Origin of the sequence: Leeuwenhoekiella parthenopeia, from assembly GCF_020782115.1 — a bacterium.
Classification (GTDB): Bacteria; Bacteroidota; Bacteroidia; order Flavobacteriales; family Flavobacteriaceae; genus Leeuwenhoekiella; species Leeuwenhoekiella parthenopeia.
Genome location: NZ_JAJGMW010000008.1, coordinates 13,016 through 39,690, shown reverse-complemented (window position 1 = coordinate 39,690; position 26,675 = coordinate 13,016). Strand labels below are relative to the sequence as shown.

General features: G+C 45.6%; 14 protein-coding genes. 10 read left to right on the top strand and 4 right to left on the bottom strand.

The window, feature by feature from the left end; genetic code table 11:
- Window positions 1–9: 9 nt before the first annotated feature.
- The 10 genes from LLW17_RS07700 to LLW17_RS07655 all read left to right on the top strand — a co-directional run bounded on the left by LLW17_RS07700 (window position 10) and on the right by LLW17_RS07655 (window position 20,894).
- Entirely contained in the window at window positions 10–306 is a 297-nt protein-coding gene (locus tag LLW17_RS07700; RefSeq protein ID WP_228229675.1) for a PAAR domain-containing protein, read from the top strand.
- A 139-nt stretch (window positions 307–445) separates the two neighbouring features.
- Window positions 446–856 (top strand): GPW/gp25 family protein, encoded by a 411-nt coding sequence (locus LLW17_RS07695; protein WP_228229674.1) that lies wholly within the window; start codon window positions 446–448, stop codon window positions 854–856.
- 5 nt (window positions 857–861) lie between these two features.
- Window positions 862–4,038, top strand: coding sequence for a baseplate J/gp47 family protein (locus LLW17_RS07690; RefSeq protein WP_228229673.1), 3,177 nt, complete (start codon window positions 862–864; stop codon window positions 4,036–4,038).
- Window positions 3,996–6,764, top strand: a complete 2,769-nt coding sequence (locus tag LLW17_RS07685; protein ID WP_228229672.1) for a baseplate wedge protein — start codon at window positions 3,996–3,998, stop codon at window positions 6,762–6,764. Before LLW17_RS07690 ends, LLW17_RS07685 begins: the two co-directional genes overlap by 43 nt.
- 12 nt (window positions 6,765–6,776) lie before the next feature.
- Entirely contained in the window at window positions 6,777–11,999 is a 5,223-nt protein-coding gene (locus tag LLW17_RS07680) for a hypothetical protein (RefSeq protein WP_228229671.1), read from the top strand.
- Window positions 12,000–12,002: 3 nt separating this feature from the next.
- The gene (locus LLW17_RS07675; protein ID WP_228229670.1) at window positions 12,003–13,526 is read left to right on the top strand and encodes a contractile injection system tape measure protein; all 1,524 of its coding nucleotides are present in this window, start codon (window positions 12,003–12,005) and stop codon (window positions 13,524–13,526) included.
- Window positions 13,527–13,545: 19 nt separating this feature from the next.
- Entirely contained in the window at window positions 13,546–18,165 is a 4,620-nt protein-coding gene (locus LLW17_RS07670) for an eCIS core domain-containing protein (protein WP_228229669.1), read from the top strand.
- A gap of 9 nt (window positions 18,166–18,174) precedes the next feature.
- A complete protein-coding gene (locus LLW17_RS07665; protein ID WP_228229668.1) occupies window positions 18,175–19,002 on the top strand; it encodes an N-acetylmuramidase domain-containing protein in 828 nt (275 codons plus the stop codon).
- Window positions 18,995–20,314 carry an ATP-binding protein gene (locus LLW17_RS07660; protein WP_228229667.1) on the top strand — a complete coding sequence of 440 codons (1,320 nt, stop codon included), beginning with the start codon at window positions 18,995–18,997 and terminating at the stop codon, window positions 20,312–20,314. The genes LLW17_RS07665 and LLW17_RS07660 overlap by 8 nt, the downstream gene beginning before the upstream one ends.
- A gap of 97 nt (window positions 20,315–20,411) precedes the next feature.
- Window positions 20,412–20,894 carry a glutathione peroxidase gene (locus LLW17_RS07655; RefSeq protein ID WP_228229666.1) on the top strand — a complete coding sequence of 161 codons (483 nt, stop codon included), beginning with the start codon at window positions 20,412–20,414 and terminating at the stop codon, window positions 20,892–20,894.
- Window positions 20,895–21,241: 347 nt separating this feature from the next.
- Here the strand turns inward: LLW17_RS07655 and LLW17_RS07650 are convergent, their stop codons facing one another.
- From LLW17_RS07650 to LLW17_RS07635, 4 genes are all read right to left on the bottom strand, one after another.
- Window positions 21,242–24,010: an Npt1/Npt2 family nucleotide transporter gene (locus LLW17_RS07650; protein WP_228229665.1), complete on the bottom strand. Its 2,769-nt coding sequence runs from the start codon at window positions 24,008–24,010 to the stop codon at window positions 21,242–21,244.
- Between the two features lie 58 nt (window positions 24,011–24,068).
- The gene (locus LLW17_RS07645) at window positions 24,069–25,007 is read right to left on the bottom strand and encodes a serine hydrolase (RefSeq protein ID WP_228229664.1); all 939 of its coding nucleotides are present in this window, start codon (window positions 25,005–25,007) and stop codon (window positions 24,069–24,071) included.
- 157 nt (window positions 25,008–25,164) lie between these two features.
- On the bottom strand, window positions 25,165–25,968 hold the full coding sequence (locus LLW17_RS07640) for a lysophospholipid acyltransferase family protein (RefSeq protein WP_228229663.1): 804 nt from the start codon (window positions 25,966–25,968) through the stop codon (window positions 25,165–25,167).
- A gap of 59 nt (window positions 25,969–26,027) precedes the next feature.
- Entirely contained in the window at window positions 26,028–26,675 is a 648-nt protein-coding gene (locus LLW17_RS07635; RefSeq protein WP_228229662.1) for an NUDIX hydrolase, read from the bottom strand.

Below are 26,675 nucleotides of genomic sequence, written 5' to 3'. Positions count from 1 at the left end.
AGAAAAACTATGCCACCAGCAGCACGTATAAACGATATGCACGTTTGCCCTCAGGTAATTCCCGGTCCAACGCCGGTACCTCACGTAGGCGGACCCATTTTACCTCCGGGAGCACCCACGGTGCTTATAGGAAACTTACCGGCTGCTCGCGTGGGAGATATGGCCGTCTGCACCGGTCCGCCGGATAGCATTATCGCAGGCTCAGCTACGGTTTTAATAGAAGGAATGCCTGCCGCGCGTTTAGGAGATGCTACCGCACACGGAGGAACTATAATGGCTGGTGATCCCACGGTTTTAATTGGGTAAACGGTTGTTGAGAGTTAATTAATTTAAAGAACATAACCTACCTCCGGGCAAAACCGCGAGGCTTTTAAAGGAAACAAAACCTTGATTTCGAGCTAAGCCTGAGAGTATTATACCCCCTGGCGAAACCAATAAAAAAACAATGAAAGACAATCTGGCATTTTTAGGTACAGGATGGGCATTTCCCCCGCATTTTGATAAAGAAGCGGGTAAAACGCAGATGACTTCTGGGGTTGAAGACATCAACGCCAGCCTGCACATTTTGTTGAGTACTAAGCTTGGGGAGCGCGTGATGCTGCCTAAATACGGTTGCGCAATGCAGGATCTGGTTTTTGAATCGCTGGACCTCTCCACCCGCACTTACATTGAAGAACGCATTCGCACCGCGATCCTGTATCACGAGAAACGCATCGACCTGCTGGGGGTGAGCTACGACCGCAGCCGGGAACTGGAAGGCGAAGTGCGCCTGCTTATAGAATACAACATCAGGCAGACCAATGCGCGGGGCAACATGGTCTACCCTTTTTATAAAGAAGAAGGTTTTAATAATTAGAAACGATGGCAAAAAAATGCGACACGAGCTTCTTAACCGGCAGGGCGGGCACTTCGCAGGCCGCGCGATGGGCTTCTGCGCTCAATCCGGAATCCTTTGAACTACAGGATCTGGATGTGGCGCAGTGGTTACAGCTGGCACGCGATTTTGCCGTTCACATTCAGTATTTCAAAATTGACAATCCGGATGTACCTAATGGAGACTGGCAAAACTTTTTCCCAAAAGGTGATCTGAATACCCTAAAAAACTTTTTAGCCGAAGCCCAGCTGGAGCAAAACATGGAGCCTTATCTAACGCTTTTTGTGTGTTTTCTCAAACTGATGGAATTTTCGCGCAGGCGTTTCAACCGGCTTACCGCAAGGCATTTGGAGTTTTATTATGCCGAAATTTTACAGATTCCGCGTAAAGAGGCACAACCCGATCAGGTGCATATTTTATTTGAACTTGCCAAAACCTTCACGGAAGCCCCCGTATTCAAAGGAAGTTTATTAGATGCCAAAAAAGATGCGAACAATAAACCCAGACAATACGAGACATCTGCAGACCTCATTGTCAATAAAGCTAAGGTTGAAAGTTTAAAAAGCATCTACCACGACCCGGCGCTAAACGTGATAAAGGTTGCTCAAAGCACCAACACGGTAGACGGAGTCGAAAAACCATTACAAGACAATAAATCCTGGTGGCCTTTTGGATATCCCGAAACCTACGACAAACGCCCGGCGCTGGCAAATGCTGCCCTGGGTCTGGCTATAAGTGCACCCCTGCTTAAACTTCAGGAAGGTAACCGCAATGTGGCCGTAAGCTTTACGGTTAGTAAACCGGCTGATCTTACCATTGCCAATCTCATCCGGTATGTAAAGGTGTATGCTTCCGGCGAAAAAGGCTGGATGGGTCCGTTCTCGTTAGTAGAAAGCGTTTCTGAAAGTCTTCCGGGAACCGAAATCAGTTCGGCTTCAAACCCTGCTGTTTTTAGCCTTGCTTTTAACATTCCAAAGGAAGAAAAAGCGGTTGTTGCCTACAATAAGGCTATTCACGACACCGGTTTTGAGACCGAACATCCCCTGATCAAACTGATGATTGATTACAGTACTGCCGAAGCCTATGCCGTGGGACAGGCTTTATCAGAACTCGAACTGCTCAAACTGAAGCTTGAGGTAGAAGTTACCGGCATCACCGGCCTGAAACTGGAAAACGATCTGGGTGCGATCAATCCTAAAAAACCTTTTTTACCCTTTGGCCCAAGACCTTATAAACGCTCGCATTTTAAAATCGACTATCCGGAACTTTTTAGCAAACGCTGGTCTGCGATAGGTTTACAGTTGAGCTGGCTTAATCTACCCGAAAGTTTCCTAAAACATTATGAATCCTATCGAAGAGATATTTCGGGCTATGTAAGCAGCAATTTACAGTACCTCAACCTGTTATACGATTTTAAAGAGATCACGGCTGCGGGTAAATCATCAGATTTACTCAAACTTCGCGAAGGTACAGATCTTTCAAACCTGAATAAAGAGCTCACCAACCAGGCTCAGCAAAAAGTGTATAAAGTTGACAATCTTATTGTTCAGAATGCTGCACATTTCAGCGTAAACCTGAGTTTAGAAAATGCTCCTGAAGCGGTATTAAACCCGGCTTCCGCCCCGCTTTTTGAAGAACAGAACGCCAAAACGGCAGAGACTTCAAGCCTCCTGATTACCAGTCCCCTGCAGGACGGGCAACAACCCCATAGCGGTCCGCTGGAACTGAGCCTGACGCATTCGTTTTACCACGAGCTCTATCCGCGTTTGTACACTCTGGCCATTACCAGTACCGAAGATGATGTGATCATTCCCAATGAGCCTTATACGCCGTTTCTGGAAGCTATGAGTCTGTCTTACCGTGCGGCTCAGGAAATCAGTTTTATAAATGGAGAGGTAACAGGAAGCCGGGATCTTGCGCCCATTACGCTTTTTCACGTACATCCCTTCGGAAAAGTACCCGCTCAAAAGTTATTTCCTAAATACGACAGGGGCGGCACGTTATTTATTGGACTCAGCGATGCCCTGGGCGGTCAAAACATCAATTTGCTCATTCAACTTCTGGAAGGAACCGAAAACACTCAGAAACCCGGTTTCGCGCTTAACGAACGTATTTCCTGGTCGGTTTTAAGCAATGACACCTGGCTGAAACTTCCCGAAACTTCCATTCTGGAGGATAATACCGGCAATTTTCTGAAGACCGGCATTGTGAGCATCGCGATTCCTGCCGAGGCGAGTACCCAACACCATCTGATGCCTTCAGGCATGGTCTGGTTAAAAGCCCACACGCCCCGGGATTTTGATGTGATATGCCGCTTTCTCGACGTGCGCGCTCAGGCGGTTCTGGCCCGTTTCAAAAATCAGGATAACACCCCTGAACATTTGCAAAACGGACTTGAAGCCGAAACCATATCCAAGCTCGTCAACCGCGAAACCGGGATTAAAAAAGTGCAACAGCCCTACGCCAGTTTTGGCGGTAGCCCAAAGGAAACAGACGAAGCCTATTACCGCAGGGTAAGCGAACGCTTGCGCCACAAAGACCGGGCTGTAAGCCTTTGGGACTATGAGCATCTGGTTTTGGAGCAGTTTAAAGAAGTCTATAAAGTAAAATGCCTCAACCATACCTGCGGTAACCGGTTCACGGCTCCGGGTAAGGTCACAATAGTGGTCATACCCGATATCATCAATCAAAATGTGTTTGACATTTTCGAACCCCGGGTAAGCGCCGCTAAACTCAGGGCTATTCAGGAGTTTTTGATCGCACGCACTTCCCTTTTTGTGGTTCCGCAGGTGATCAATCCCGAATACGAAGCCGTGCATCTTGCGCTTAAAGCCCGAATTAAGCACGGCATGGATGAAAATTTCTACCTCAAACATCTGGAAGAAGATCTTAAAAAATTCCTGTCTCCCTGGGCCTATGCCGAGACCGCAGGGATTGTCTTTGATGTTGAACTGCATCAGCATACGCTGGTAAATTATATCGAAGCGCTGGACTATGTAGATTTTATTACCGATTTGGTGATCACCCATCAGGGGTTGCAAAAGAAACGGGTAAAACCTTCTAATCCCAAAGCTATACTGGTTTCGGCCAAAACGCACAGCATAACCCGCGCACCCCAATATTGCGCGGCTACTACTTCAAATACGACCGAAAGTCTATGCTAGGTTTTAATGAACATATCAGCATTCCTAAAAATACGGCCAGCCGTGATGATCTGGATTTTGAGTTCCTAAGACAACAGGGCATTGCCTATATCGAAAAACTGGCCGGTAGTTTATGGACCGACTTTAACAGCCACGATCCCGGTATCACCATACTCGAGGTGCTCTCCTATGCCATAACCGATCTGGCCAACCGCCTTGATCTTCCTATGGCCGATTTGCTCACCGAAGGTCAAAATGCGTTCGGCAACCAGTTTCACGAGGCTCACGAGATTTTAAGTACAAAGCCCGTCACCCATCTGGATTACCGCAAACTCTTCATCGATATACCCGGGGTGCGCAACGCCTGGTTGCAGCGCTATGAAAAGAAAGTCTATGTAAATTGTAAAGACCGTTTGCTCAATTACGGCTCGTTTCTCGAGAAAGAAGGCTTTGAACACCTTAAAGCTGAAGATGAAAAACAGTTTTACCTCAATGGGCTCTACAGGCTTTTGCTTGATCTCGAGGAAGGTGTAAAGCTGGAAGATATCGAAAAAGAGGTTCGGGCCAAATACCATCAAAACCGAAACCTCTGTGAAGATCTTGTTCAGATTAAAGAGGTAAATGAGCATCCCGTAAAAGTTTGTGCAGAGATTGAGCTGGAGTCTGAAGCTGATGAAAATGCGGTTAAAGCCCGAATCCTTCTTGCCGTTGAAGCCTATTTTACGCCTGAAATCACACCTAAGACCCTGGCAGAACTTACCGCTTCCGGGAAATCACCGCTCGAAATTTTTAACGGGCCACAGCTCGAAAACGGCTTTCTGGACGACGAAGAGGTGCTCAAAGCAGCTCTAAAAACCGAAGTGCGCCAGTCTGATCTCATCAACATCATTAACAATGTGGAAGGTGTGGCTAACATTCGGGATATCGTCATCGGTGCCTGTACCGAAGCTACCCCTGATGGCAGTTCGTGGGTCTACTGTCTGGACCCCGGCAAGAAACCGGTGCTTTGCGACAGGAGTTCGTGGAGCTTTTTTAAAGGTTTTATCCCGCTGAATATAGATGATGCGCGGGTAGATCATTTTAAACAGCAAATACGCGATGCCCGGGCTGCAGACCTGAAAGGGATACGCGACAGCTTGCGCACACTCAAACTACCCAAAGGTGAGAAATACCAGCTCGGCGAAACCACCAGTATACAAAATGAGTTTCCGGAAGTTTATGGTATTGGCCCTTACGGTCTCAAAGCCAACGCAAGCCAAGCAGAACGTGCTAAAGCTAAACAACTCAAGGCCTATCTACTGTTTTTCGATCAGATTCTGGCCAATTACTTCAAACATCTGGAACAGGTAGGCACCTTATTTTCGGTTACGGGAAAATCACGCCATTACTATTTCGCACAGGCGGTACGTGATCTTAAAGGGCGTGACGAACTTTTTAAATTCCCGGACACCAGTTTTGCTCCCAATAGCGATGAGGAGCTTACGGCGCATTTCTATCCCAATTTTGAAGACCGAAATCTAAAAAAGCGCAATGAAATTCTGGATCACCTGCTCGCGCGCTTTGCAGAGAGCTTCGGGGATTATGCCTTTTTAATGCGAAGCATATACGGACAGTTTGCCGAAGAAGCCATCATTGGCACCAAAGAGCGTTTTCTAAAAGAATATGCGCTAAGCGGAAGCGCACGGGCTTTGAGCTTTAATTATTTCAATCAGAAACCGAAAGACTTATGGGATACCCCAAATATTTCGGCCGTGCAAAAACGCCTGTATCTGTTGCTGGGCATTACAGACATCAACCGAAGAAACCTCTCTGAAGATTATATCGAGATTTACGAGGAACAAGACACCGATGACCTCCTCGAATACCGCTGGCGTATCAAAGACGGGTCTAAAACCATCCTGTCTTCGGCTACCAAACACTACAAAAATCTGGAGCAGTTGCATCAGGAATTGATGCTGGTAAAGCGCTATGCTCAGGATTCAAAGAATTTTAAGTTTTATCAAACCAAACCCAAAGATCCCAACAAAACGCCCGAGTGGTATTTTGTCCTGATCAATCCCAACGAAAAGGCTGACAGCGAAGCCTACATCATTGCCCGCCGCATTGCCACGTTTAAGAGTGAAGAAAATGCTGTAAAAGCGAGCAATGCCGTGCTTAATTTCATCAATGCGCTCAAAGGCAATGAAGGTATGTACCTCATCGAGCATATTTTGCTCAGACCCGATGTAAATCTGGAAACTACCCATACGCAAAATTTTATGCCCGTATGCGCCGAAGCCTGTGCGGGTGATGCCTGCGAGCCTCTTGACCCCTATAGTTTTAGGGTGAGTATTGTCTTACCGGGCTGGACAGAGCGCTTTAGCAATATTGACTTCAGACGTTTTGTCGAAGATTTGATCAGACGCGAGCTCCCTGCGCATATTGTAGCTAAAATCTGCTGGATAGGCTATGCCAAAAACTACACCGATGAAAACGGGAAACCACCAAAAGAAAATAAGATGGTAATCCTCGAAGAAGCTTACAAAGCCTGGTTGCTCAGCCGTACCCAAAACGAGCAGGCTCAGGACGAGACTGCATTGATCAATCTCAACAAGGCTATGGGCAGTCTGCATACCATTTACCATCAGGGCAGATTACACAGCTGCAGACCTAAAGATCAAAAAGAAGCGCCTAAAGCCGGCGAGTCAAAAGAGAAACAAACCAATCGAAATGTCATCCTGGGTAGAACCAACCTTGGCAAACTCTAAAAACACACAATCATGCAAGCACTTTTAACCAAAATAACACCAGATTACCGCGCGTTTGTAGATGATCAGGTATTGACCGCGGGCCAGCTTAACGAGTTTCTTGACTTTTTTCAGGATCAGGACCGGCTTTCGCGCACGTGCTTAAGTGGTGTGGGTATTGTTTGTGGCTTTGAAGTCACCACTTCCGGTACTAGGGTGAGCATCACACCCGGCTGTGCTATAACCACAGACGGCGACCTCATCAAACTGCTGGTTGATGTGTCTCAAACTACAGATGGCGAACCCATCACCCCTGCAGACACTTATAAAAAACTGGCAAATGAGGCTTTACAATACACGCACTATCGGGTATTTGAAGATGCCTACGCAAACTATCCTTACTTCCGGAATGCCGAGGATTCCGGTTTGCTAAATCTCCTGGAGCTAAAAACTGAAGCTACCCGGGAAAGCGGAAAAGACAAGGTGCTTACTGAAGCCGAACTCAAAGACAAGGTCGTTTTGCTTTATCTGGAGACCTATCCCCAGACACCCGATATCTGTACCGAAACTAACTGTGACAGTCAGGGCGAGCGTCAGGTGGCTAATCTTCGGGTTTTGCTTGTAAATACCGGTGATGTTTCGGTAATTACCCGCAACGATTCGGTGTATCGCGATCACGCTAATTTAAGTGCCTACCAAAGTCTACCTGAAGTAAAAATGCCACGGCTGCTGCTCAAAACTGCAGCCCGGGAAGTAAAAGCTCCGCCTAAACTCGACGCTTCTGCCCTGCTCGATTTCATCAATCTGCGAAAAGATTTGGTCATCAGTGATTCCCTCAAAAAAATACCGGATAATCTGTTTGCTCTGGACCTTTCAGCAGGCAATTCAATCTCTGAAAAAACAACCCTCGGGCGGAATACCGATTTTGGTATGACCGGGGAAAATTCGGCCCTCAAAACCAATTTTACGGGACTCAAAGACCTTTCCGGCTTACGCATCAACACCAATCTAAAACCGGTAAATACCAGGACCTATGCGGCACTGGCAAACAACTACAGAAGCATTTGCGCAGGTGTGGCCAATGAACTGGCTAACGCCTTCCTGAATATCAAAAATGGTTTTTATAAACTACTTGATATTCAAAATATTAAAATGAATTACTTAATTGAAAGCTTATACCAGTTAAGTAAAGAAACGCCTGTGTTCCAGATACAGTATTATTACGATCACCTGGCCGATCTGGCGGCGATTTATAACGAGGTTCGCGATCTGTTGCTTCACATTCAGCACGTGTGCTGCCCACCGGTTGAGGCCTTCCCAAAACACATCCTGCTGGGTGCTCCCAATGCTCCGCTTCGGTTTTCCGCAAACCGGCATCGTTTTTACAATTCGCCCATTACGGCAAACGGGGATAAGGCGTTTCAAAAGGCGCGTTTTCTGCTCAACAAAGCCGTGATTCTTCGTGAATCCTTCAGCCTTCCGGTAGAACCCGCTTTAGTCATAACCCCATCAAACAATCCGAGACAGCAACCTCAGGATGCGCAGGCCATTCCGTTTTACTACAGTCCCGGTGAAGCCCTTGTATATCACTGGGATTTCCTAAAAACTTCGATCTACCGGGAGAAATTCAACCTGGGCTATCATAAAAAGTATTTGGACAGTGATCTTACCATACGACAACCGCTGACTTACGACCTTAGCGGTTTTAACTTCCTGCGTATTGAAGGCATTCAGGGAAAAACTTACACCGCTGCCCTTACTGATTTGGAACGCCTTAAAAAAGACTATGGTCTTGCTTTTGACATCAAGGCCATAAACGTAAATGCTTCGCTTGAAGATATTGATCTGGACGACTACTCCTGCCATTTTGATTATCTGGCTACGAGTCTTAAATCCTGGACTGCCGAGCAGGACTGCCTTAACAGTGAAGTCAGCGCATTTTTCAGCGGTTTTAACATCAAAGATCTCGGCAGTCACAATTACAGCTTTGAGCAGTTTGACCGAAGCGATCTGCTGGAAAAAGAAGTGCTTACCAAACCCGGAATTCAGGATACCAAAACCCCTGATGAAGACCTCCGGCGCATTATAGCGTATTACCAGCTTGATATGGAAGCCTTGGGTAAACTGCCTTCGGCTCAATTCAAACAGTTAAATACGCTGCTGGAGCAAATACGCAAACAGCTACTCACGGCTAAAGATCCTGAAGCGGTGCTTAAGGCCAATCAAAAAGAGGTTTTAGCACTGGTAAAAAAAGTAAATGGTACCACGGCTGAAAATTTAAGTGAAGCCAAAGCGGAGGACACCTCGAAAATACTGGACTACTTTACCAGGGCGTCTGCTGCCACAAAAACTGAAACCTATCGCAGTTTTTATGCGATGAGCGAAGCTACCGAGTATAAAAAGGCTACCGCCAACAATACCTTGAACGCGGTTAAAGACACCACCGTGCGCATGAAGAGTCCGTATCTTACCATTGCGCCCTTAACCAAAGAAGTCAGCGTCAATAAAACGGTTACCGCAAGCCTGAATACCAAACCCCAGGATTTGGGATACGTGGTCGATTTTGTTTCCAAAGACCGTATGAATGCCAGCGCTGTTGAACTGATACGGGATATAATCCGCAAGCAAAAAGAACTTTTCCCTAAAGAAACTCCGGTTAACCCGAACGATCTTAAAGTAGGTCTTGAGATCCCCGCAGGTATCCTTTCGCGGTTACAGCTCGCGGCCTCGCACATTCCGCCAGACCTCGAATCGGTTACCAAAGAAGGCAAGCAGAACTTCATCAAGGCGATGCAGGATCTCTGTGATTTTGTGAAAGAAGCACGTGCTGTGGTAAATGAAATCTTCAACAATCCGCAGGCCGATTATACACATTACGGCTACGAGACCATCTATACGTTTATGCTAGACCGGCTTCAGGAAAACTGCTGTGCGGCGGAGCAACTGGAAGTGATTTTAGATGAAATCGAGACCAAAAAAGCACAAATTCTTGACGAACTCATTTTTGAGAATTTTGTGCGAAAACATCCCGGTCTTGAGCACAAAGCCGGGGTGCCTATGGGTGGCACCTTTGTGATGGTGTACAGCGGCATCAACCGCGAAACCGAAGATGCCCAAATCGCTCCCAATACCGTGGTTGCCGATTTTGCCCTGCCCTACATGTGTTGTTCAGACTGCGCTCCTATTGGCTTTATCGTGCCCGACCCGATTGACAGCGCTTCTCTGGTTGTAAATCCAGATCGTATTTGTGTCGACCCCGAAAGCAAAGATCCGGTTGAGGTAAGCCTCACTGTGAGCCCACAGGATGCTCAGGTGAGCCTTATCAACAAAACCATTAAAGGTGTTACGATACAGGGAACTTCCCTGATGATCAGTCCGCCGGAATACAACGCCTACGACAAACCGATACAGTTTGCTGTGAATGGTATACTCACTACCGCAACGCTGATCGTTTTCAAAAAACCCGTTTTTGAGATTGTAAGCCTTCCGCGCGAGCTGACCGCAGCTCCGGGAGAATCAGTTGAAATAAGGCTTGATATTGAAAACACCAATGATTTTAATGTACAGGAGTATAAGTTCAGCTGGAAAATTGGCGAGAAAAACGAGGAGGGATTTAATCCGTATTATCGTTTTACCGTTCCCAAGGAATTTGACAGCAGTTTCTTTGAGATTCCGGTAATTCTTACACTAAAAGGTTCGGTATGTGAGGAGGTTACGCAGGAACGCAATCTTTTAGTCGAAATCAAACAGGCCCAGGAAACCTTTATCAACATTGAACCCCGTGCGTTTTGCGAAAATGATGAATTGGCCTACCCCATTATGGTCATTCCCGAAGATGCCGCAGTTGAACTTGCCGGAGCCGGAGTTGAGCAAACCGAGAAAGGCTGGACGTTTATGCCGGCTAAAGCAGGCCCGGGAATTCATCAGATTAATTTAAAAGACGGAAAATCCATTAGCGTTACAGTGCAGAAGCTTCCTGAAGCATTTGGTCTGAATCAAAGCTTTGATCCCGATAAAAAACAGCTTAGCATTAAAGTAGAAAGTCCCGATGCCAAAGCTCCTTTTGAATGGTTTATAAACGGCAAATCCCAAAAAACCACCGAAGAAGGTCTGCTTATTATTGAGCAAAGCGAAAGCGCCCTCACCGCACGGGTTTTTGTAGATGCTGTGATAGAACCTTGCGGCAGCATACGATCTGAAATCATCAGTGTTGAAATTCCCCCGCTGGAAAGCGATACGGTAGAAACGCCGGTCATTGCGATGGAAGAAAAGCAATTCTGCAATACCGATCAAAGCACGTATTTAATCACGATTATATCGGGAGATCCTAAAACCAAAATAAGCGGTGAAGGCGTGGTCTTTCAAAACGAAAAATGGGGTTTTATCCCGCTGGGACTGGCGCCGCAGGACTATCAAATCACTCCCGAAGGCGGGCAAGCCATCACGGTAAACGTGGGTGCACCATCAGGCCGGGTTTTGCGCCTCAGCTCCAAAGATGAAGCCGGAAAGCGCATTTTTACCGGCAACATCACCGATGACAAGGCTACCTATACCTGGCTGATAAACGGAAAGGTTCAGGAAGCGTTTAAAGAGAATCAAATCGCCTTTGCATTGGACAAAGCCTTTTCAGGCGAATTGGTATTGCAGGTAAACATTCCGCCTTGCGATAATTTACAAACCAGACCAACTCTGGTCGAGATTAAAGTTGATGAGGTATTAGATCCTCCGGGGGATGATACATTATGTACCGATAAGACCACCCAATACCTGAAGAGTCAGCTTCCTGCCTTAAACCTGCTTTTGAAGGAAACACAGGATACGAGTCTGGCTCAGGCAGGCGGTCTGGTTAAGGTATTATACCGCGATGTTCTGGCCGATCCTGCAATTCTTACAAATGGATTAAGCAGCGAGCTCGGTCTGCAAATTCAGCAGGCGCTAGATCGTATTCACGAAGCCTGCCTGGCCGCAAAAAGCACCCAAAAACCCGCGTTTGTAAAGCTTTACATTTTCGCTCAGGATTTATTTTACGGCGTGATGCGTTGTAAGAAGTCGACCTTCTGGAGTACAACGGTGGTCGCTCCCATTCTCACAACTATTGAAAAGCATTTTGACCGCAAGGAAAATAACGCTTTTGGCAATCAGGATGGGGTAAACTTCCCCGATAATCTGGAAGCCAATTACCTGGATATGCGGAAGCATTTTGCTACCCCACGCTACGAAGCGCACTTTGACTTGTTAATCGAAAACATCAAATAAGTTATGGAAGCAGCGCGTAATCATAGTATTGATAAGGTTTTTGTAGAAGTAGACTGCAATTCTATGGAGCAAGCGCTGTTTTTAAAAGATCACCTAAGCAGGATGCTTAACGAACAGGTTTTTCCGGAGATTGAAAGCTGGATCGCCCAATTGCAACTGAACCCAAAACTGTTTTACCGTCTGCCAAAATTGGATCTCGAACTCCAAACTTCAAAAAATGGTCTGGTGTACGATGCCCCTGTTGTTTTGGTCGAAAAGATTAAAAACCAGCTTCAACAGGCGATCAGGACCGGAACAAGATCCCGGGTAGAATCAGATGTACTGAAAGTTACCGAAGAAAATGAAAGACAGCCTGAAGCTTTTCTGCACTTCCTAAAAACCGGAAGCCTGCCCTGGTTTTTTACTAAAAATGAAGAACTGCAGCTTAAAACCTTACTTGCCGCACCACAGTCCTTTAAAATTGCTTTAAAAAGCCTTTTGAAAGAAAATCCTTCGGCACGCAAACGTCTGGTTTATCAATATGCAGATGCTGTCGAGTTGTGGAAATTCATCAGCCAATTGCGCACTTCGGATGGTGAAAAGGTATTCCGGGCCTTCCAAACGCTGTATAAAAAAAGTAGTCTCCCTGAGTATCGGGAAAGCCTGCTTGTGCTGTTTACAGGTTCCTGTATTGAGGCAGCTGAAAGTCAAATGAACTTTGATCTCACTACATTTTTCAGGCAACTGGTTTTAACCCCTAAAACCACCGCTAAAGACCTGACCCTACTGGCAAAACTGTCTCAAAACGAACTGGTTTTACTAAAATTAAAAGATAAAGTTTCGGTCGAGATAATAAATAACAATACCTTAAAAACCAATAATTTAATTCTAAAAATAAAATACGAAAAAGTTCAAAATATATTTCGTGAAGAAAATCCTGTTTCCTTAAAATCCAATCTTAATGAACTGCTGAAGCCGGTCACGGATTTAAAGGTTTTTCGCCCAAAGAACAACCCGGAACATTTAGCGGAGTTAGTAGATCCTGAAGTAGATTCAGCACTTCTGCCTCAGGCCGGTTTGGTTTTACTGCATCCATTTTTACCTGCATTTTTTAGCGAATTACAGTTCATTGACGAAACCAAACAGCTAAAAAAATCAAAACGGGATGAAGCGGTTCACCTGCTCCATTTTTTGGCCACCGGTAACGTAAAACCTCACGAGGCAGAGTTGGGTTTTGAAAAGTACCTCTGCGGTCTTCCGTCGCAATATCCCGTGCGTAAAGACATAAGCCTTTCGCGAAAGCAGCAAGAAGAAGCTATTCATTTACTGGAAACCGCCATCAGCCACTGGTCTGTACTCCAAAACACCACTCCGGCCGGTTTGCGCGGACAATTTTTAACCCGAAGCGGGAAACTGACTTTTGAGACCGAAAAAGACCATCTGCACCTGCAACGCGAGACGGCAGATATTCTGCTCGATCAGCTTCCGTGGGGCCTCACGCTGATGCGTTTACCCTGGCTCAAAAAACTAGTGTACATCAACTGGTAAAATTTAAAAATTACAACCCATGCCTGTATTTGCTAAAAATAAACCCGCTCTTCAGAAGACTTCCGGCAAAGCCGCGAAAACACCTTTTTTTGGCGTACAGGCAAAGCTGAAAACCGGTACGCCGGGCGATCGCTATGAGACCGAAGCAGACAATGTGGCTGCACGTGTGGTGCAAAACACCGGGAATTCGGGCGTCAAAACCCCTGCCGTACAGGCTAAACCTTTGGCTAAAAGCATCAGTACCGGTGTGCAATTGAAACCTTTGGAAGAAGAATCGGTTCAGGCTAAAGCCGATGACGAACTTCAGATGCAGGAGGAAGAAGAAAGCATTCAGGCTAAGGCCGAACACGAAGAGACAGTTCAGTCTAAAGAAGATGAAGAACTTCAGTCTAAAGCTGAAGAGGAGGAATCTGTTCAAACCAGGGCAGAAGAGGAAGAAGTACAAATGCGTGCGGGGACAAGGCCCCGCAATACCAATATCAGTAGTGAATTGCAAAGTTCCCGTAGCGCCGGTTCTGCACTTCCGGAGGCTTCCCGAAATCAGATGGAAGCGGGTTTTGGAACTGATTTAAGCGATGTGCGCGTACATACCGATCAGCGGGCGCAACGTATGGCTCAGGACATAGGAGCTCAGGCCTTTACCAGCGGCAGCGATATTTATTTTAATCAGGGGCGCTTCAATCCCGGTACCGCGCAGGGTGATGCGCTGCTAGCCCACGAATTAACACATACCATTCAGCAGGGTGCTGTCGACCCGCAACAAACACCACAAAGCACCGCAAACGGTAGTACTTCGGCGCCTGCGACTTCAACTACAGAAGTAGATTTGGTCTCAGAAAATGCAATTACCAGGCCAAATTCCGAAACTCCTGCAAACGCAGAAGCTGCTGTTAATCATCAGGAGGAAAAACCGCAAAATGCAGAAGCACAGACCGGTGAGGCTCAAACTGCCGCCACGCCTTATCCGCGCATTCCGCAGGAAGATCCTGCTTTTCAACAGGCCGAAAATCAGGTGGAAGACCGGGCAGAAACCGCCCAGACCACCCAACCCGCCTCGCAGACAGCTGCGGCAGCATCTGCAGCTGCACCTGCTGCATCCAATGAACAACTGAGTGAAGCACAGGCCGGTCAGGTTGCCGTGATGGAAGAACAGGAACCCGGCACTTTCGACGCGGTTGCTTTTAAAGCCCGCCTGATGGAACGCATCGCGGCTATGCAGCTTCCGGCAAACGAAGAAGAAGCTGATGATTTTGAAAATAACAATAACATTGATGAAGTAACGGCAGACGGTACCGCGATGGCTTCGGCAGAACGGCAACAGGCTGCCGGGGCTATTGATCAGGCTACACAAACCGAACCCAACCCGGACGCTGTCCCGGCGCGTGATGTGCAACCCCTACCCGAACCCGAGTTTGGCTCCCCTCCTGCTCCTGTGCGGGCAGCTCAGGCGATGCCTGCTCCCCGTCCCGAAGATCAGGTAAGTGCTCCGCTTCAGGAAAATTTGCAACGTATCGATTTGGAAATGGCCAATAACCAGGTTACTGATGAGATGCTGGCAACCAGTAACGAACCCGGTTTTACCCAGGCTTTAGACAGTAAACAGGAAGCCCAAACACATACCGAGCAGGCTCCGCAGGAATTTAGACAAACCGAGCAAAACAGTCTTGCCGCTACCCGCGAGCAGGCGCAAACCAGCAGCAGTGCCGAGCTGCAAGCTATGCACAACAGCCGTACCGGAGCACTGGGTACGATGCAGACGCAGCAGGAAACCGGCGCGCAATCAGACAGTGCAGAGCGCGAGCGCATCGCGGGGGAAATCAACCGAATTTTTGAAGCCACCAAAACCGATGTGGAAACCTTGCTGGCCGATCTGGAGGCCGAAGTGGAAAGGCGCTTTGAAGCTGCTGCCACACGGGCTAAAAAAGTCTTTGAGGATTATGTAGAGCGAAAGATGGATGCCTACAAAGACGAGCGTTACAGTGGCGTGGGCGGAGCCCTTACGTGGGTTGGCGATGCTTTTACCGGTTTGCCTGATGAAGTCAATGCCTTTTTTGAGGAAGGCCGAAACAAATACATCGAAGCGATGGATAGTGAGCTTACTACAATCGCCGAATATATCGCTCAAAAACTCACCGAAGCCAAGCAGCGTATTACACAGGGCAAGCAAGATGTAGCCACTTTTGTAGAATCACAACCGGAAGCTTTACGCGGTATTGCTCAGGAAGCCGCCGAAAACATTCAGGAGCAGTTTGACAGCCTGGAAGAAGATGTAAACAGCAAGCAGGACGAACTCATAGACTCCCTCGCTCAACAGTATCAGGATAGTCTGGCCGAAGTAGACGCGCGTATTGAAGAAATGCAGGCCGCAAACCGCGGACTCATTGATATGGCGATGGGACTGGTAATGGGAATTATAAACACCATCATCGCCATTAAAAATATGCTGACCAACCTGCTGAGCGCTGCGCTGGAAGCTATTGGCGCGATCATTTCAGATCCTATAGGGTTTTTGAGTAATCTTATTCGGGGCGTTAAAGAGGGCTTTGTCAATTTTGGCAATAACATTATGAGGCATTTGATGAGTGGTCTCGTCACCTGGCTTACCGGCGCCCTGGGTCCTATGGGCATTACCATCCCCGAAGATATTTTCAGTCTTAAAGGCATTTTTAGTCTGGTGATGCAGGTTTTGGGACTCACCTGGGATTATATGCGTCAAAAAGCGGTAAAACTTCTCGGCGAGCCCATGGTACAGGCACTCGAGACAGGCTTCGAACTCTTTCAAATCATACGTACCGAAGGGATAGCGGGTATCTGGGAATACCTCAAAGAGCAATTTAACGACCTTAAAGAGACCGTCATTGATAGCATTCAGGAAATGATCATTTCTACCGTTGTCGACGCCGGTATCAAGTGGGTATTGGGTTTGATGAGCCCCGCCGGAGCCTTTGTCAAGGCTGCAATGATGATTATAGACATCGTAAAATTCTTTATCGAGCGCGGCAGCCAGATTATGGAACTCATCAACGCCTTTATTGACGGCGTTAAGGCTGTTGCGGCTGGTAATGTGGGTGTGATTGCTACCAAAATCGAAACGGCCCTGGGCAAGGCCGTACCGGTAATCATTGGCTTTCTGGCCTCCTTACTCGGTATTAGCGGTTTGGCTAAAAAGGTGCAGAAACTCATTGGTAAAATCAGAAAACGTATTGATAAAGCGATTGATAAATTGATTTTAAAGGCGAAGAAGACGTTTTCGAAATTGGTACGTAAAGGAAAAAAAGCGGCCGGAAAATTCATCGACTGGTTAGGCATTAAAAAACGCTTCAAAACGAAAGACGGTAAAAATCATAAACTCTTTTTAGAAGAAACCGGCGGTAAGCCCCAATTGATGGTGCAAAGTGAAAAGCAGCAGGTAGGTGATCGTCTTACTAAAGCCAAAGTGGAAACACAAGCGATGCCTGATGGTGAGATCAAAACCAATCGCATTGCTGCAGAAGGCAGAATTACCAATTACCTTTCGGAAACCCGTGCGATCCTGCAAAAAATTAAAACTGAAGAAGCCAAGTCAGCTCCTGAATCTGCTAAAATCGAGGGGTGGAAAAAAGAGATCGAACAAAAATTCAACAGTATAGCCGGGGATCTGGAAACTATAGGCGTTGAACCGGGAACTGTAGGTACCGGTGATAATCCAATGCTTCAGGAACTGGGGAAAGAATACGTTTCAAAAGATCATACGACATTAAACTCTTACGCAAACGGAAAACAGACTTTGCTTGAAACCAGCGGGTATCATTATTCCACATCGGCCTCAAACAAAAAATACATTCGCCGTAAAGAAGCCAATGATAGTGTTCCCCAGCTTTCTTTTGATGCAGAAGGTAAATTACAGTTAGGAAGTTCATCCTCAAGTAGTGAACCCGAACATAAAAATTATATCCCAGATAAAATTACTAAAACAGAAACTGCAAGAGGCTACGAAGTGGTTTATACAACGCTCACCGATACCGGTAAAAAAGGCCCGAATTTTCAAATTAATATTACTCATGCCGAAACCCTTGCAGCAAATGAAGATGAAAATATAACGCGTCACGTTTCCGGAAAAAATTTAAAACTCAAGGAAAGCGGAGGTGCCCGGGGAGTTACAGACAGCGCAACAGCCGGTTTTCACAATGCCCATTTAATTGCCGACCGTTTTGGGGGTTCCGGAAGCAATTCTGCTGAAAACATTCATCCCAGCACACCGCGATACAATACCAAGGATATGAAGTCAAAAGAGGATGCTATTGCCCGCATTTTGGAATCAGGTTCAAAAGATAAAAATAAATTCAATCTGGACGTTTCGGCCCGTATCGTCAAAGAGAAAGCAAACAGTGCTGCATTGTTAAATGCGTTAAACAAAGAAGCTAAAAAAGATAATGCTCAATCGGTACCAGATATTGAAACCGCTTTAAAACGGGATTTATTAACCTTAATACGCCCTGACCTACGCGAGCTTCCGGGTAAATTCATGAGCGTTAATTATGATTTGGATGGCATTACTACATATACTGATGGCACCAATAAGCCAGTTTCGGCCGATTTAGCTGTTAAAGAAGATGCCGAATACAACACTAAAATTTTAGAAATTATCAAAAGAAAATAACCCACATTTATGAAAACACTACGCTACCGCTCACAGGACCCCGAAGTTTATTTCCTGGAAGAAGTTTTACAACATCTGGGCTATTCGGTTTACGTCTCCACTTATTTTGGGAAAGATACCGATGCCGCTATACGCGATTTTCAGAAGAAGAACGATCTGGTTATAGACGGTGTTGTTGGGTTGAAGACCTGGTCCAAATTGCTTTCGGCTCGCGATAACCTCTTCAGTTTTAGCGATAAATTGTTAAGTGAAGCCGATTTAAAACAGTTTGCCGAAGACTTTGATGTGGAACTGGCTGCGGTAAAAGCGGTGAATGAGGTTGAAAGCAGCGGTAAAGGCTTTTTAATTGACGGCAGGCCACGCATTTTGTTTGAAGGCCACATTTTTTGGCGACAGCTTAAAAAGCGTGGACTCAATCCGGCTGATTTTGTGACGGACTACACGAAAGACGTGCTCTATGAAAGCTGGAGCCGGTCGCATTACAAGGGTGGTGCTGAAGAATATGAACGCTTGGAAAAAGCTGCGGGAATAAGCGATCTCGATGCCGTACACGATGCAGCCTATGCTTCGGCTTCGTATGGTTCGTATCAAATTATGGGTTTTCATTACGAAAGCCTGGGCTATCCCAGCGTTGATGCCTTTGTGGCGCATATGTACACGCACGAGCGCGCACATCTGGAGGCTTTTGGTAAATTTTTAAAAGCCAATAACCTGCTTAGGCATCTGAAGTCTAAAAATTGGGCTGCCTTTGCCAAAGGCTATAACGGGCCGGGTTACGCACAAAATAAATACGACATCAAACTGGAAAAAGCCTATCAAAAATATACTAATGCCTGAATTTAAAGCTTTTGATCTGGCCATACAGCACTTAAAAGAACTGCTGCTTTGGCGCCTACGAAATTCGGATACCCCATTTAAGGATGCTCCACGTTTTGATACAAACAGTCTGCCTGATTCGTATTTAAAAAAACTGATCCTTATTCTCGAGTTGCAGGCTGAAGAGCAGAGTATCCTTTTTCTGGCTTTGGCGCCTTATCTTGCTCCTGCCCTGCTTAAAACCTGCGTAAATGAAGTCTATCCCGAAGGAGCCGAATTGCCTGAACTGGGCGGAACCAAAGGCAACACCCATCGCGGGATTCTCCCTACCGGTGAAACCGTACTTTTTCTTCTGGCCGGCAATAACATAACGGAACGATTGCAAAATCTGAGTTTTTTGCTTCCGGAAGCGCCCCTGCGATCGAATAAAGTCATTCAGCTTGAGAAAGTTGGGGCTCACGAACCTTTTTTAAGCGGAAATCTGGTCTTGCAGGAAGATTATGTACAGCTTCTGCTCACCGGAAGTATTCCCGATCCGGAGCTCAGCATCGAATTTCCCGCTCAAAAACTAACTACCAATCTCGCCTGGGAAGATTTGGTCTTAAACAAGCAAACACTTAATGAGATCAAAGAATTGGAAATCTGGCTTAAGCATCACGAGGTTTTGAAAAAAAAGCACGATCTCACCGGAAAATTTAAATCCGGCTACAGGGCTCTTTTCTACGGTCCGCCGGGGACCGGAAAAACGCTTACCGCAAGCCTTTTGGGCAAATACACCGGCCGCGAGGTCTACCGCGTTGATCTCTCGGTTGTGATTTCGAAATACATCGGGGAGACCGAAAAAAACCTGTCTAAACTCTTTGACAAGGCCCGCTATAAAAACTGGATCCTCTTTTTTGATGAGGCCGACGCCATTTTTGGAAAGCGTACACAGGTGCGCGATGCCCACGATAAATACGCCAATCAGGAAGTTTCCTATTTGCTTCAGCGTCTCGAAGAACATCCCGGCCTCGTCATATTAGCCTCCAATTTTAAATCGAACATCGACGCTGCATTTACCCGTCGGTTTCAGGCAATAGTACAGTTTACCAACCCTAACGTAGAGGAACGCCTCAAACTCTGGAATCTGGCACTTCCGGAGGGTTTCCGCTTTGCGGAAGAGATTGACCTTAAATCGCTGGCTAAAACCTACGACATCACCGGCGCTAACATCAACAATGTGGTGCACTACAGTTGCCTAAACGCCCTGAATCGCAAAACCTTTGAAATCGACAGTCAAAACCTGATCAAAGGGCTGAAACGGGAGTATCAAAAAGAAGAAAAAATGTTTTGATCAGGCGCTGCTTCCTCTTTTTGCCTAAAACAAAGAAGTCTTAATCGTTCTGAGAATCGTATTTTTACAGGAATCATCCCTAAACTCAGAAAATCCTATGATTTTTTACGATTTTGAAGCCAAAACCTTAAAGGGCGAAAGCCTTTCTATGAATGCCTATGCCGGAAAGGTTGTCGTTGTCGTGAATACCGCGAGTAAATGCGGACTCACCCCGCAGTACGAAGGACTCGAAAAACTGTATGAAAAATACAAGGATGCAGGTTTGGTTATTTTGGGCTTTCCCTGCAATCAATTTGGCAAACAGGAACCCGGAAGCGCAGAAGAAATTGATTCGTTCTGCCAGGTTAACTACGGTGTAAGTTTCCCGATGTTTGATAAAGTCGACGTTAACGGTTCAGATGCCCATCCCCTATTTAAATGGCTTAAAGGCAGACTGGGCAGCTTGCTCGGAAGTAAAATTAAATGGAACTTCACCAAGTTTGTAATCGATAAAACCGGAAGACCGGTAAAACGCTTTGCTCCTACTACTAAACCTAAAAAGATGGAGAAATTAATTCAGAGTCTTTTAAATAAGATTTGATACAAATGTGATAAATATGACAATTGCTCGTTTTTCAATCTTTTTCTCTTTAATGGGCTTAATATCGATTTGCTTTCATGAATGCGCAAGCTACTGTTACTCGAATAGATTGTATATACCTGCGAGACCACTTGATGATTTACCTAATATACTATATTATTCGATTTACTTCTATTTGTTTTTTACCCTAATAGGAATTGCTTTTGGAATCATAGCTTGTTTTAAAAAGCAAATTTTAGGTCTGCTTGGAATTGTTTTGGCACTCTCAAGTTTGGGTATCTTGTTCCCTATCCCTTTTTATAATTGAGTATTTGCCTTTAATTTAGGTCTTAGTTTGTTAATTGGGATTATATATCCTTCTGCATCAGGGCAGGCTGCAATTTCTTTAAGGCTAAAGAAGCAAAAGAGCGTACATCCTTGCTTTTAGCTGTGATTTGTAATTCGGCAAGAAGCGGTGAGAAACTGGTATCTCCCAAAAATTGAATCAAATAAATCACCGGAAGTCTCAGGTTACCATCTCCCACTTTAATCAGGTTGATGAGCGCCCGGTTAAAACTGATGTCGGTGTCTTCCAAAATTTCCTGATAGACGTCAGCATCTTCAATAATCGCTAATTCCAGCAAAGGCAAAAGCACGTGTTTCAGTTTTGGAGCAAGAATGTTATCTAGAAATTCAATCGCGTTGGCCCGTGTATCGCGATCTTCACTTTTAAAACCTTTATAAGCCACATCCAGATCTTTATGGCTGTAGTACACCGCCAATAAATGAAAAATGGTGGCAATACGCTTACTCAACTGAATATCTAAAATTTCAAGCAGGCTTTCCCGTACCTGAAGAAGTTCGGTTTTATCATCTTCAGAAAGAGCCGTGTAATTTTCTGCCCTAAAATTGCTTTTAATCACTTTCCGGCAGCTTATGATATCCCGGTATTCAAACGAATAGGTCAAAATAAAACGGAAAATACTTTTAGGAAAAAAGTTGAGTTTCGGGTTTTTATTTTTGAGGCGTTTCAACGATTTGGCACTGGCCAGCCTGATCAGGTTATCCCTACTCTGCAATAAACGCAGCAACACCCGCACAGAGGTTTGGGTTTCAAACTTCTGAATAACCTGAGGTATGTATTTTTTCACGTCATTGCGTAAAGTTCTCGCGGCCTCGCGCGCCAGAAGGAGTTCGCTTATAGATTCCCCATAAGCGATAAGCGCCTGTATGGCATCTTCCCGGTATTCCTTAACCTTAAGAAAGTCGATCAGGGCATCTACAAATAGCTCTTCCCCCGAAATTCCGGCTGCAATAATCGCATGCCGCACGATCATAGGATTTCGGTTATTGAAGTTTGCCGAAATAAAAGACAGAAATCTTGGAAAACCTGCATAACCTATTGATTCCAGCAAAAACGACAATTCCTCGGGACGGTGCTCACTGTTGGGCAATTCAAACTCGGCCATCCAGAGTTCCAGACGCAATTCTAAATTATATCGGGCAGCAATTTTTTTATTGGTACGGCCTTCTTTAGCCAAACACAATAAGGCCGCGTGAGCAATATAATCACTGCTGTGATTGAGGTACGAATCAAAAATACGGTTGTCGTTGAGCGAGGTATGCAAAATAAGGTAATTCATCGCCGCATAAACCACCTCGTCATCCTTGAGGTAAACCAGTTGACGCACGGTTTCGAGGGCGGTACCTTCGGGATAATGATAGAGTTGGTTTATCGCTTCAATCTTAACCGCATCATCGGGATGTTCCAGCAGCGGAAGAATTTTCGCTTTTAAAAGCCGTGATTTCCTTCCGTTTAAGCCGCTCAGGTATTTAACAATTTGCTCCGGATTATTGGAAGACAGGATGCGTTTTCCTATTTCTATAGGTGATTTCTGCTTTCTGCGCGAGATGTCGTCTGAATGTTCTACCGCTTCCCGAAGACTTTGTCTAAAACTTTTGAAATAGGAATCCCGAACTTTAAAAATGCCCACCATCCAGATAAAGATCAAAAACAAAATAATCACCGTGACGTAACTTGAAGGCAGGTCTAATCCTTTGATTACAAAAATCAGCAAACAACCCGCAACCCCTGTGGCAATACTATCTACCACCACATCGATGAAGGATTTGGTTTTATTCTTTATTTCAAGCGAAATGGGAACCATCACCAGCTCTGTCGCCGCTTTATTCACAGATTGTTTGAGACTGCCGTCGAGGCCTTTAATAAGAATGAGCACCCACAATTCGGGAAAGGTTAAGAAAAGCAGGGAACCTATTGCGATGCCCAGCGGTAAAATGAGTAGCGAACTGTTTACCCCCAGTTTTTCTACCACGCGATTGGTCAAAAACAGTTGAATTCCCAGGGAGACGAGATTGAATGTCGAAAACCAAAATGCAAAAAAGGAGGCCAGACGGTCTGCATCGGGTATGGCCTTACTTGCAAAATCGCTGAACTGAAAATCGATGAGTTTAGCCACGATCACCCCTATACCAATGATTAAAGCCAGGTAGGTAAGGTGTTTTGACTTTAAAACCAGTTTGAAAGCGGTTTCCCCACCAATACTTTCTTGAGCACCGGAGCGGGAAGCGCGGCTTACGTATCCTTTCTTATAAATCATAGAAAGCAACGGAATACAGGATAAAATAAGCGCTGCTGCGATAAGCAGCATATTTCCGTTACCTATATAGGGTACCAAAATTGTGGTGAGATATCCCCCAAAAATACCGCCTGCAATGGCCCCACTACCTATAAAACCAAACAGACGCTTGGCCTCCCGGGCATTGAAAACCATATTGGCAAGCAGCCAAAACTGACTGGTGGTTAATACAGCAAAAATACCGCTGATCACATAATACACATACAGAGCCGCTGCATCGATAAGACCGAGTTTATAGAGTAAGCTCAGTACCGCAAAAGCTAAAGCGAAAAAAGACAGCGAAACCACTATAATGCGCCTCAGGGAGTATCTTCGCACTGCGCGGTTGTAAAAATAAGTGGTTGCAATTGCGGTTGCCGCAATTAAAAGATAGCCGTAAGCGAGATTGTCTGCTCCCAGACCTTCGAGAAAGAGGGCGTTTACAATGGGTTTAACTATGAGCAGTATCGTAATTATCAAAAAGACGTATAACTGCATGAAAAAAGAGATGGTTATTTCACCATCTCTTATATTAAACGTTTTTTTGAGGAACTTTCTAATCACCTACATACCCGGCGCCTTTTGTGGCACTCGCAAGTAAAGTTCGAGATTTTTGAAGAGCTTTCTCAACCGGAAATACTAAATTTCTGATAATTTGTTCGCCGTTAGGGTCTTCAACCAAAGCTACAAGAATGTACTTGCGGCCGTCTTCACCCCATACCAGGATGGAGTCTGAATGGTAGGTTTTCCAGGAACCTGATTTACGGAATAAACGTGCGTTAGGCGCTATACGCTCTAATGTGTTTACAAACTTATGATGCAATGAAGGGTTCTCCATTATATCAAGCATTTGCTTGGAGCGCTCGGGACTTACCAGTTTACCGGTTACCAGTTTGTAATAAAAACGGCATACCTGTTCTGCTGTAGCTGCGTGGCTTAAGCCTTTAATAGGATCGGGTCTGCGCTCTCCGGCGGCAGCATAGCGCTTACCTACCCAGAGGCCACCACCGTGAGCCTTATCGTATAATTTGTATTTATCGCTGGTTAGAACACCGGCAATTTTATCATAACCCAGACGATCTATCATGCGCGTACTGGCCTGATTGTTTGACTTGCTGATCATCAGCCACATATCTTCGCGTACAGTGGCAGTTTCTTTAAGTTCACCTTTTTCAATTGCGTCCATCGCGGCAAGCAAAATGGCAATTTTAGGTAAACTTGCGGCATACATCATTTCTTCACCGTTGATTCCGGCGTATTGTATGGCTTTAGGGTCATCGAGACTTACGATACCTACGGCCATTTTCTTGCGATCAATCAGACTTTTCATCTGAGGATCTTTGGCAATTTGATTGTAGAGTTGGGTTTTTAAAACAGAGCTTTCAAAATCTTCGAGCGGGGCGTCGATGCAATCTTTAAAAGGTAATTCCTGAGCTTGTATTTTTGAGAACAGTGCCAGAGTAAAAAGTACTGCGACAAAAGTGAGTTTTTTCATATATTTTTTTGGTCTTAAGGGGTTTGGGGCTCTAACGCTTTAAGTACCTACAAAGTATATAAAAGTTGCATTAAATTTCACCGAAACCCAAAGTTTAACAATTTTCCACCCTAAAAGGTCCAAACACTATGCCAAAGAAATGTTAATGAAAATGGATTTAGTACTCCCACCTGCGGGTTTTATTGAGTTCTTCCTCTTTGCGTAATTCTTCCTGAGGAATCACTTTGAGGAAAGAAGGATGTTGCTCTATTGCGTATTCGATCTGTTCTACAATATCCTCGATGCTGTCGTTTTCATAATCAATCTGCAATGGTTTTTTGATTTCCATAGACTGAAGAATACCGCGCTTTTTAATGCGTATGCCTTTTTTATCAAACGAGCGTCTAAAACCATCTATTACAATAGGCACAACAACCGGTTTATATTGCTTAATGATGTGGGCGGTACCTTTTCTGATGGGTTTCCAGGGTTTGGTAGTTCCCTGCGGAAAGGTAATTACCCAGCCGTCGTGTAGTGCAATCCCAATGTTTTCGGTATCGCTCAGGTTTACCGGGCGGTCTACCTCCTTTCCTTTTTCCCTCCAGGTACGGCTTACCGTTATAGCCCCGGCATAAGCCATAATCCGCGGTAAAAGACCGGCCCGCATGGTCTCACCGGCGGCCACATAATAAATATTGAGTTTGGGCTGCCAGAGATAGCCTATGTTTTTAATGCTGTCTACCCTACCACTCAAGCTTGCATTAAAGACGTGAAACATCGCTACCACATCGGCAAAATAGGTCTGGTGGTTGGAGACAAACAGCACACCGGTATCGGGCAGCTCTTTTATGATTTCAGAACCGTCAATTTGCAATTCGTTAAAACCGCGATAACGCCTGTGGGTCATCATACCCGCAATGCGTATCAGCCATTTCTTCAGAATATTATAATGCCCAAATGGATTGGTCTTGAAAAGTCCCATAATTAAAGCCAAGGTTTTGCCAGAGGCGAAATATAAATTAAATGTAAGGAATATGTGTCTTAAAATGTATCTATTTCCCGCAGCACCCACTTGATCTCGCTCAGCATCATTGCAGTGGCACCCCAGACTACGTGCCCGGCCAGTTGAAATGCGGGTACGTCTATCATGCTGCCATACGAGGTGTCAATCTGTCGCCTGATGAGGCTTTTATCTGAAAGAAAGGCCGTGAGCGGTACTTCAAGTATAGCCGCAACTTCCGCCTCTTCCGGAATAAACTCTGGGGTATAATCAACCACGCCAATAAAAGGTTGCACCCAAAAATTGCTGGGCGGAATATAAAGACGGGTGAGTTTTTTTAGTACACGAATGTCTTCTCCTTTAAGGCCTACCTCCTCTTCGGTCTCCCTGCGGGCGGTATCTTCCAGATCAACATCTACAGCCTCTGCCTTGCCTCCAGGAAAGCCCACCTGGTTGCTGTGCACCCCTTTATAGGTGCGGCGTAAAATAAGCACCAGCGTGGTTTCGCCCTTAGAATTGGGATAAAACACCGCCATAACACCGGCTTCCCGGGGTTTGCGCTGTTCAACATCAAGTGCAGAAAGTTGTTGTATGCGCTCTGCCGGTGCCATTAGATAATGCGCTTCTTGCCCGGGTAAGTCCAAATTGCTTAATTTTGAGACTCGTTTTACAAATTCTTCAAACTGCAT

What these genes read in the sequence shown, in the direction of transcription:
- LLW17_RS07700 (WP_228229675.1), top strand. Translation starts at nt 10, where the DNA reads ATGCCACCAGCAGCACGTATAAACGATATGCACGTTTGCCCTCAGGTA.
- LLW17_RS07695 (WP_228229674.1), top strand. Translation starts at nt 446, where the DNA reads ATGAAAGACAATCTGGCATTTTTAGGTACAGGATGGGCATTTCCCCCG.
- LLW17_RS07690 (WP_228229673.1), top strand. Translation starts at nt 862, where the DNA reads ATGGCAAAAAAATGCGACACGAGCTTCTTAACCGGCAGGGCGGGCACT.
- LLW17_RS07680 (WP_228229671.1), top strand. Translation starts at nt 6,777, where the DNA reads ATGCAAGCACTTTTAACCAAAATAACACCAGATTACCGCGCGTTTGTA.
- LLW17_RS07675 (WP_228229670.1), top strand. Translation starts at nt 12,003, where the DNA reads ATGGAAGCAGCGCGTAATCATAGTATTGATAAGGTTTTTGTAGAAGTA.
- LLW17_RS07670 (WP_228229669.1), top strand. Translation starts at nt 13,546, where the DNA reads ATGCCTGTATTTGCTAAAAATAAACCCGCTCTTCAGAAGACTTCCGGC.
- LLW17_RS07665 (WP_228229668.1), top strand. Translation starts at nt 18,175, where the DNA reads ATGAAAACACTACGCTACCGCTCACAGGACCCCGAAGTTTATTTCCTG.
- LLW17_RS07660 (WP_228229667.1), top strand. Translation starts at nt 18,995, where the DNA reads ATGCCTGAATTTAAAGCTTTTGATCTGGCCATACAGCACTTAAAAGAA.
- LLW17_RS07655 (WP_228229666.1), top strand. Translation starts at nt 20,412, where the DNA reads ATGATTTTTTACGATTTTGAAGCCAAAACCTTAAAGGGCGAAAGCCTT.
- LLW17_RS07650 (WP_228229665.1), bottom strand. Translation starts at nt 24,010, where the DNA reads ATGCAGTTATACGTCTTTTTGATAATTACGATACTGCTCATAGTTAAA.
- LLW17_RS07645 (WP_228229664.1), bottom strand. Translation starts at nt 25,007, where the DNA reads ATGAAAAAACTCACTTTTGTCGCAGTACTTTTTACTCTGGCACTGTTC.
- LLW17_RS07640 (WP_228229663.1), bottom strand. Translation starts at nt 25,968, where the DNA reads ATGGGACTTTTCAAGACCAATCCATTTGGGCATTATAATATTCTGAAG.
- LLW17_RS07635 (WP_228229662.1), bottom strand. Translation starts at nt 26,675, where the DNA reads ATGCAGTTTGAAGAATTTGTAAAACGAGTCTCAAAATTAAGCAATTTG.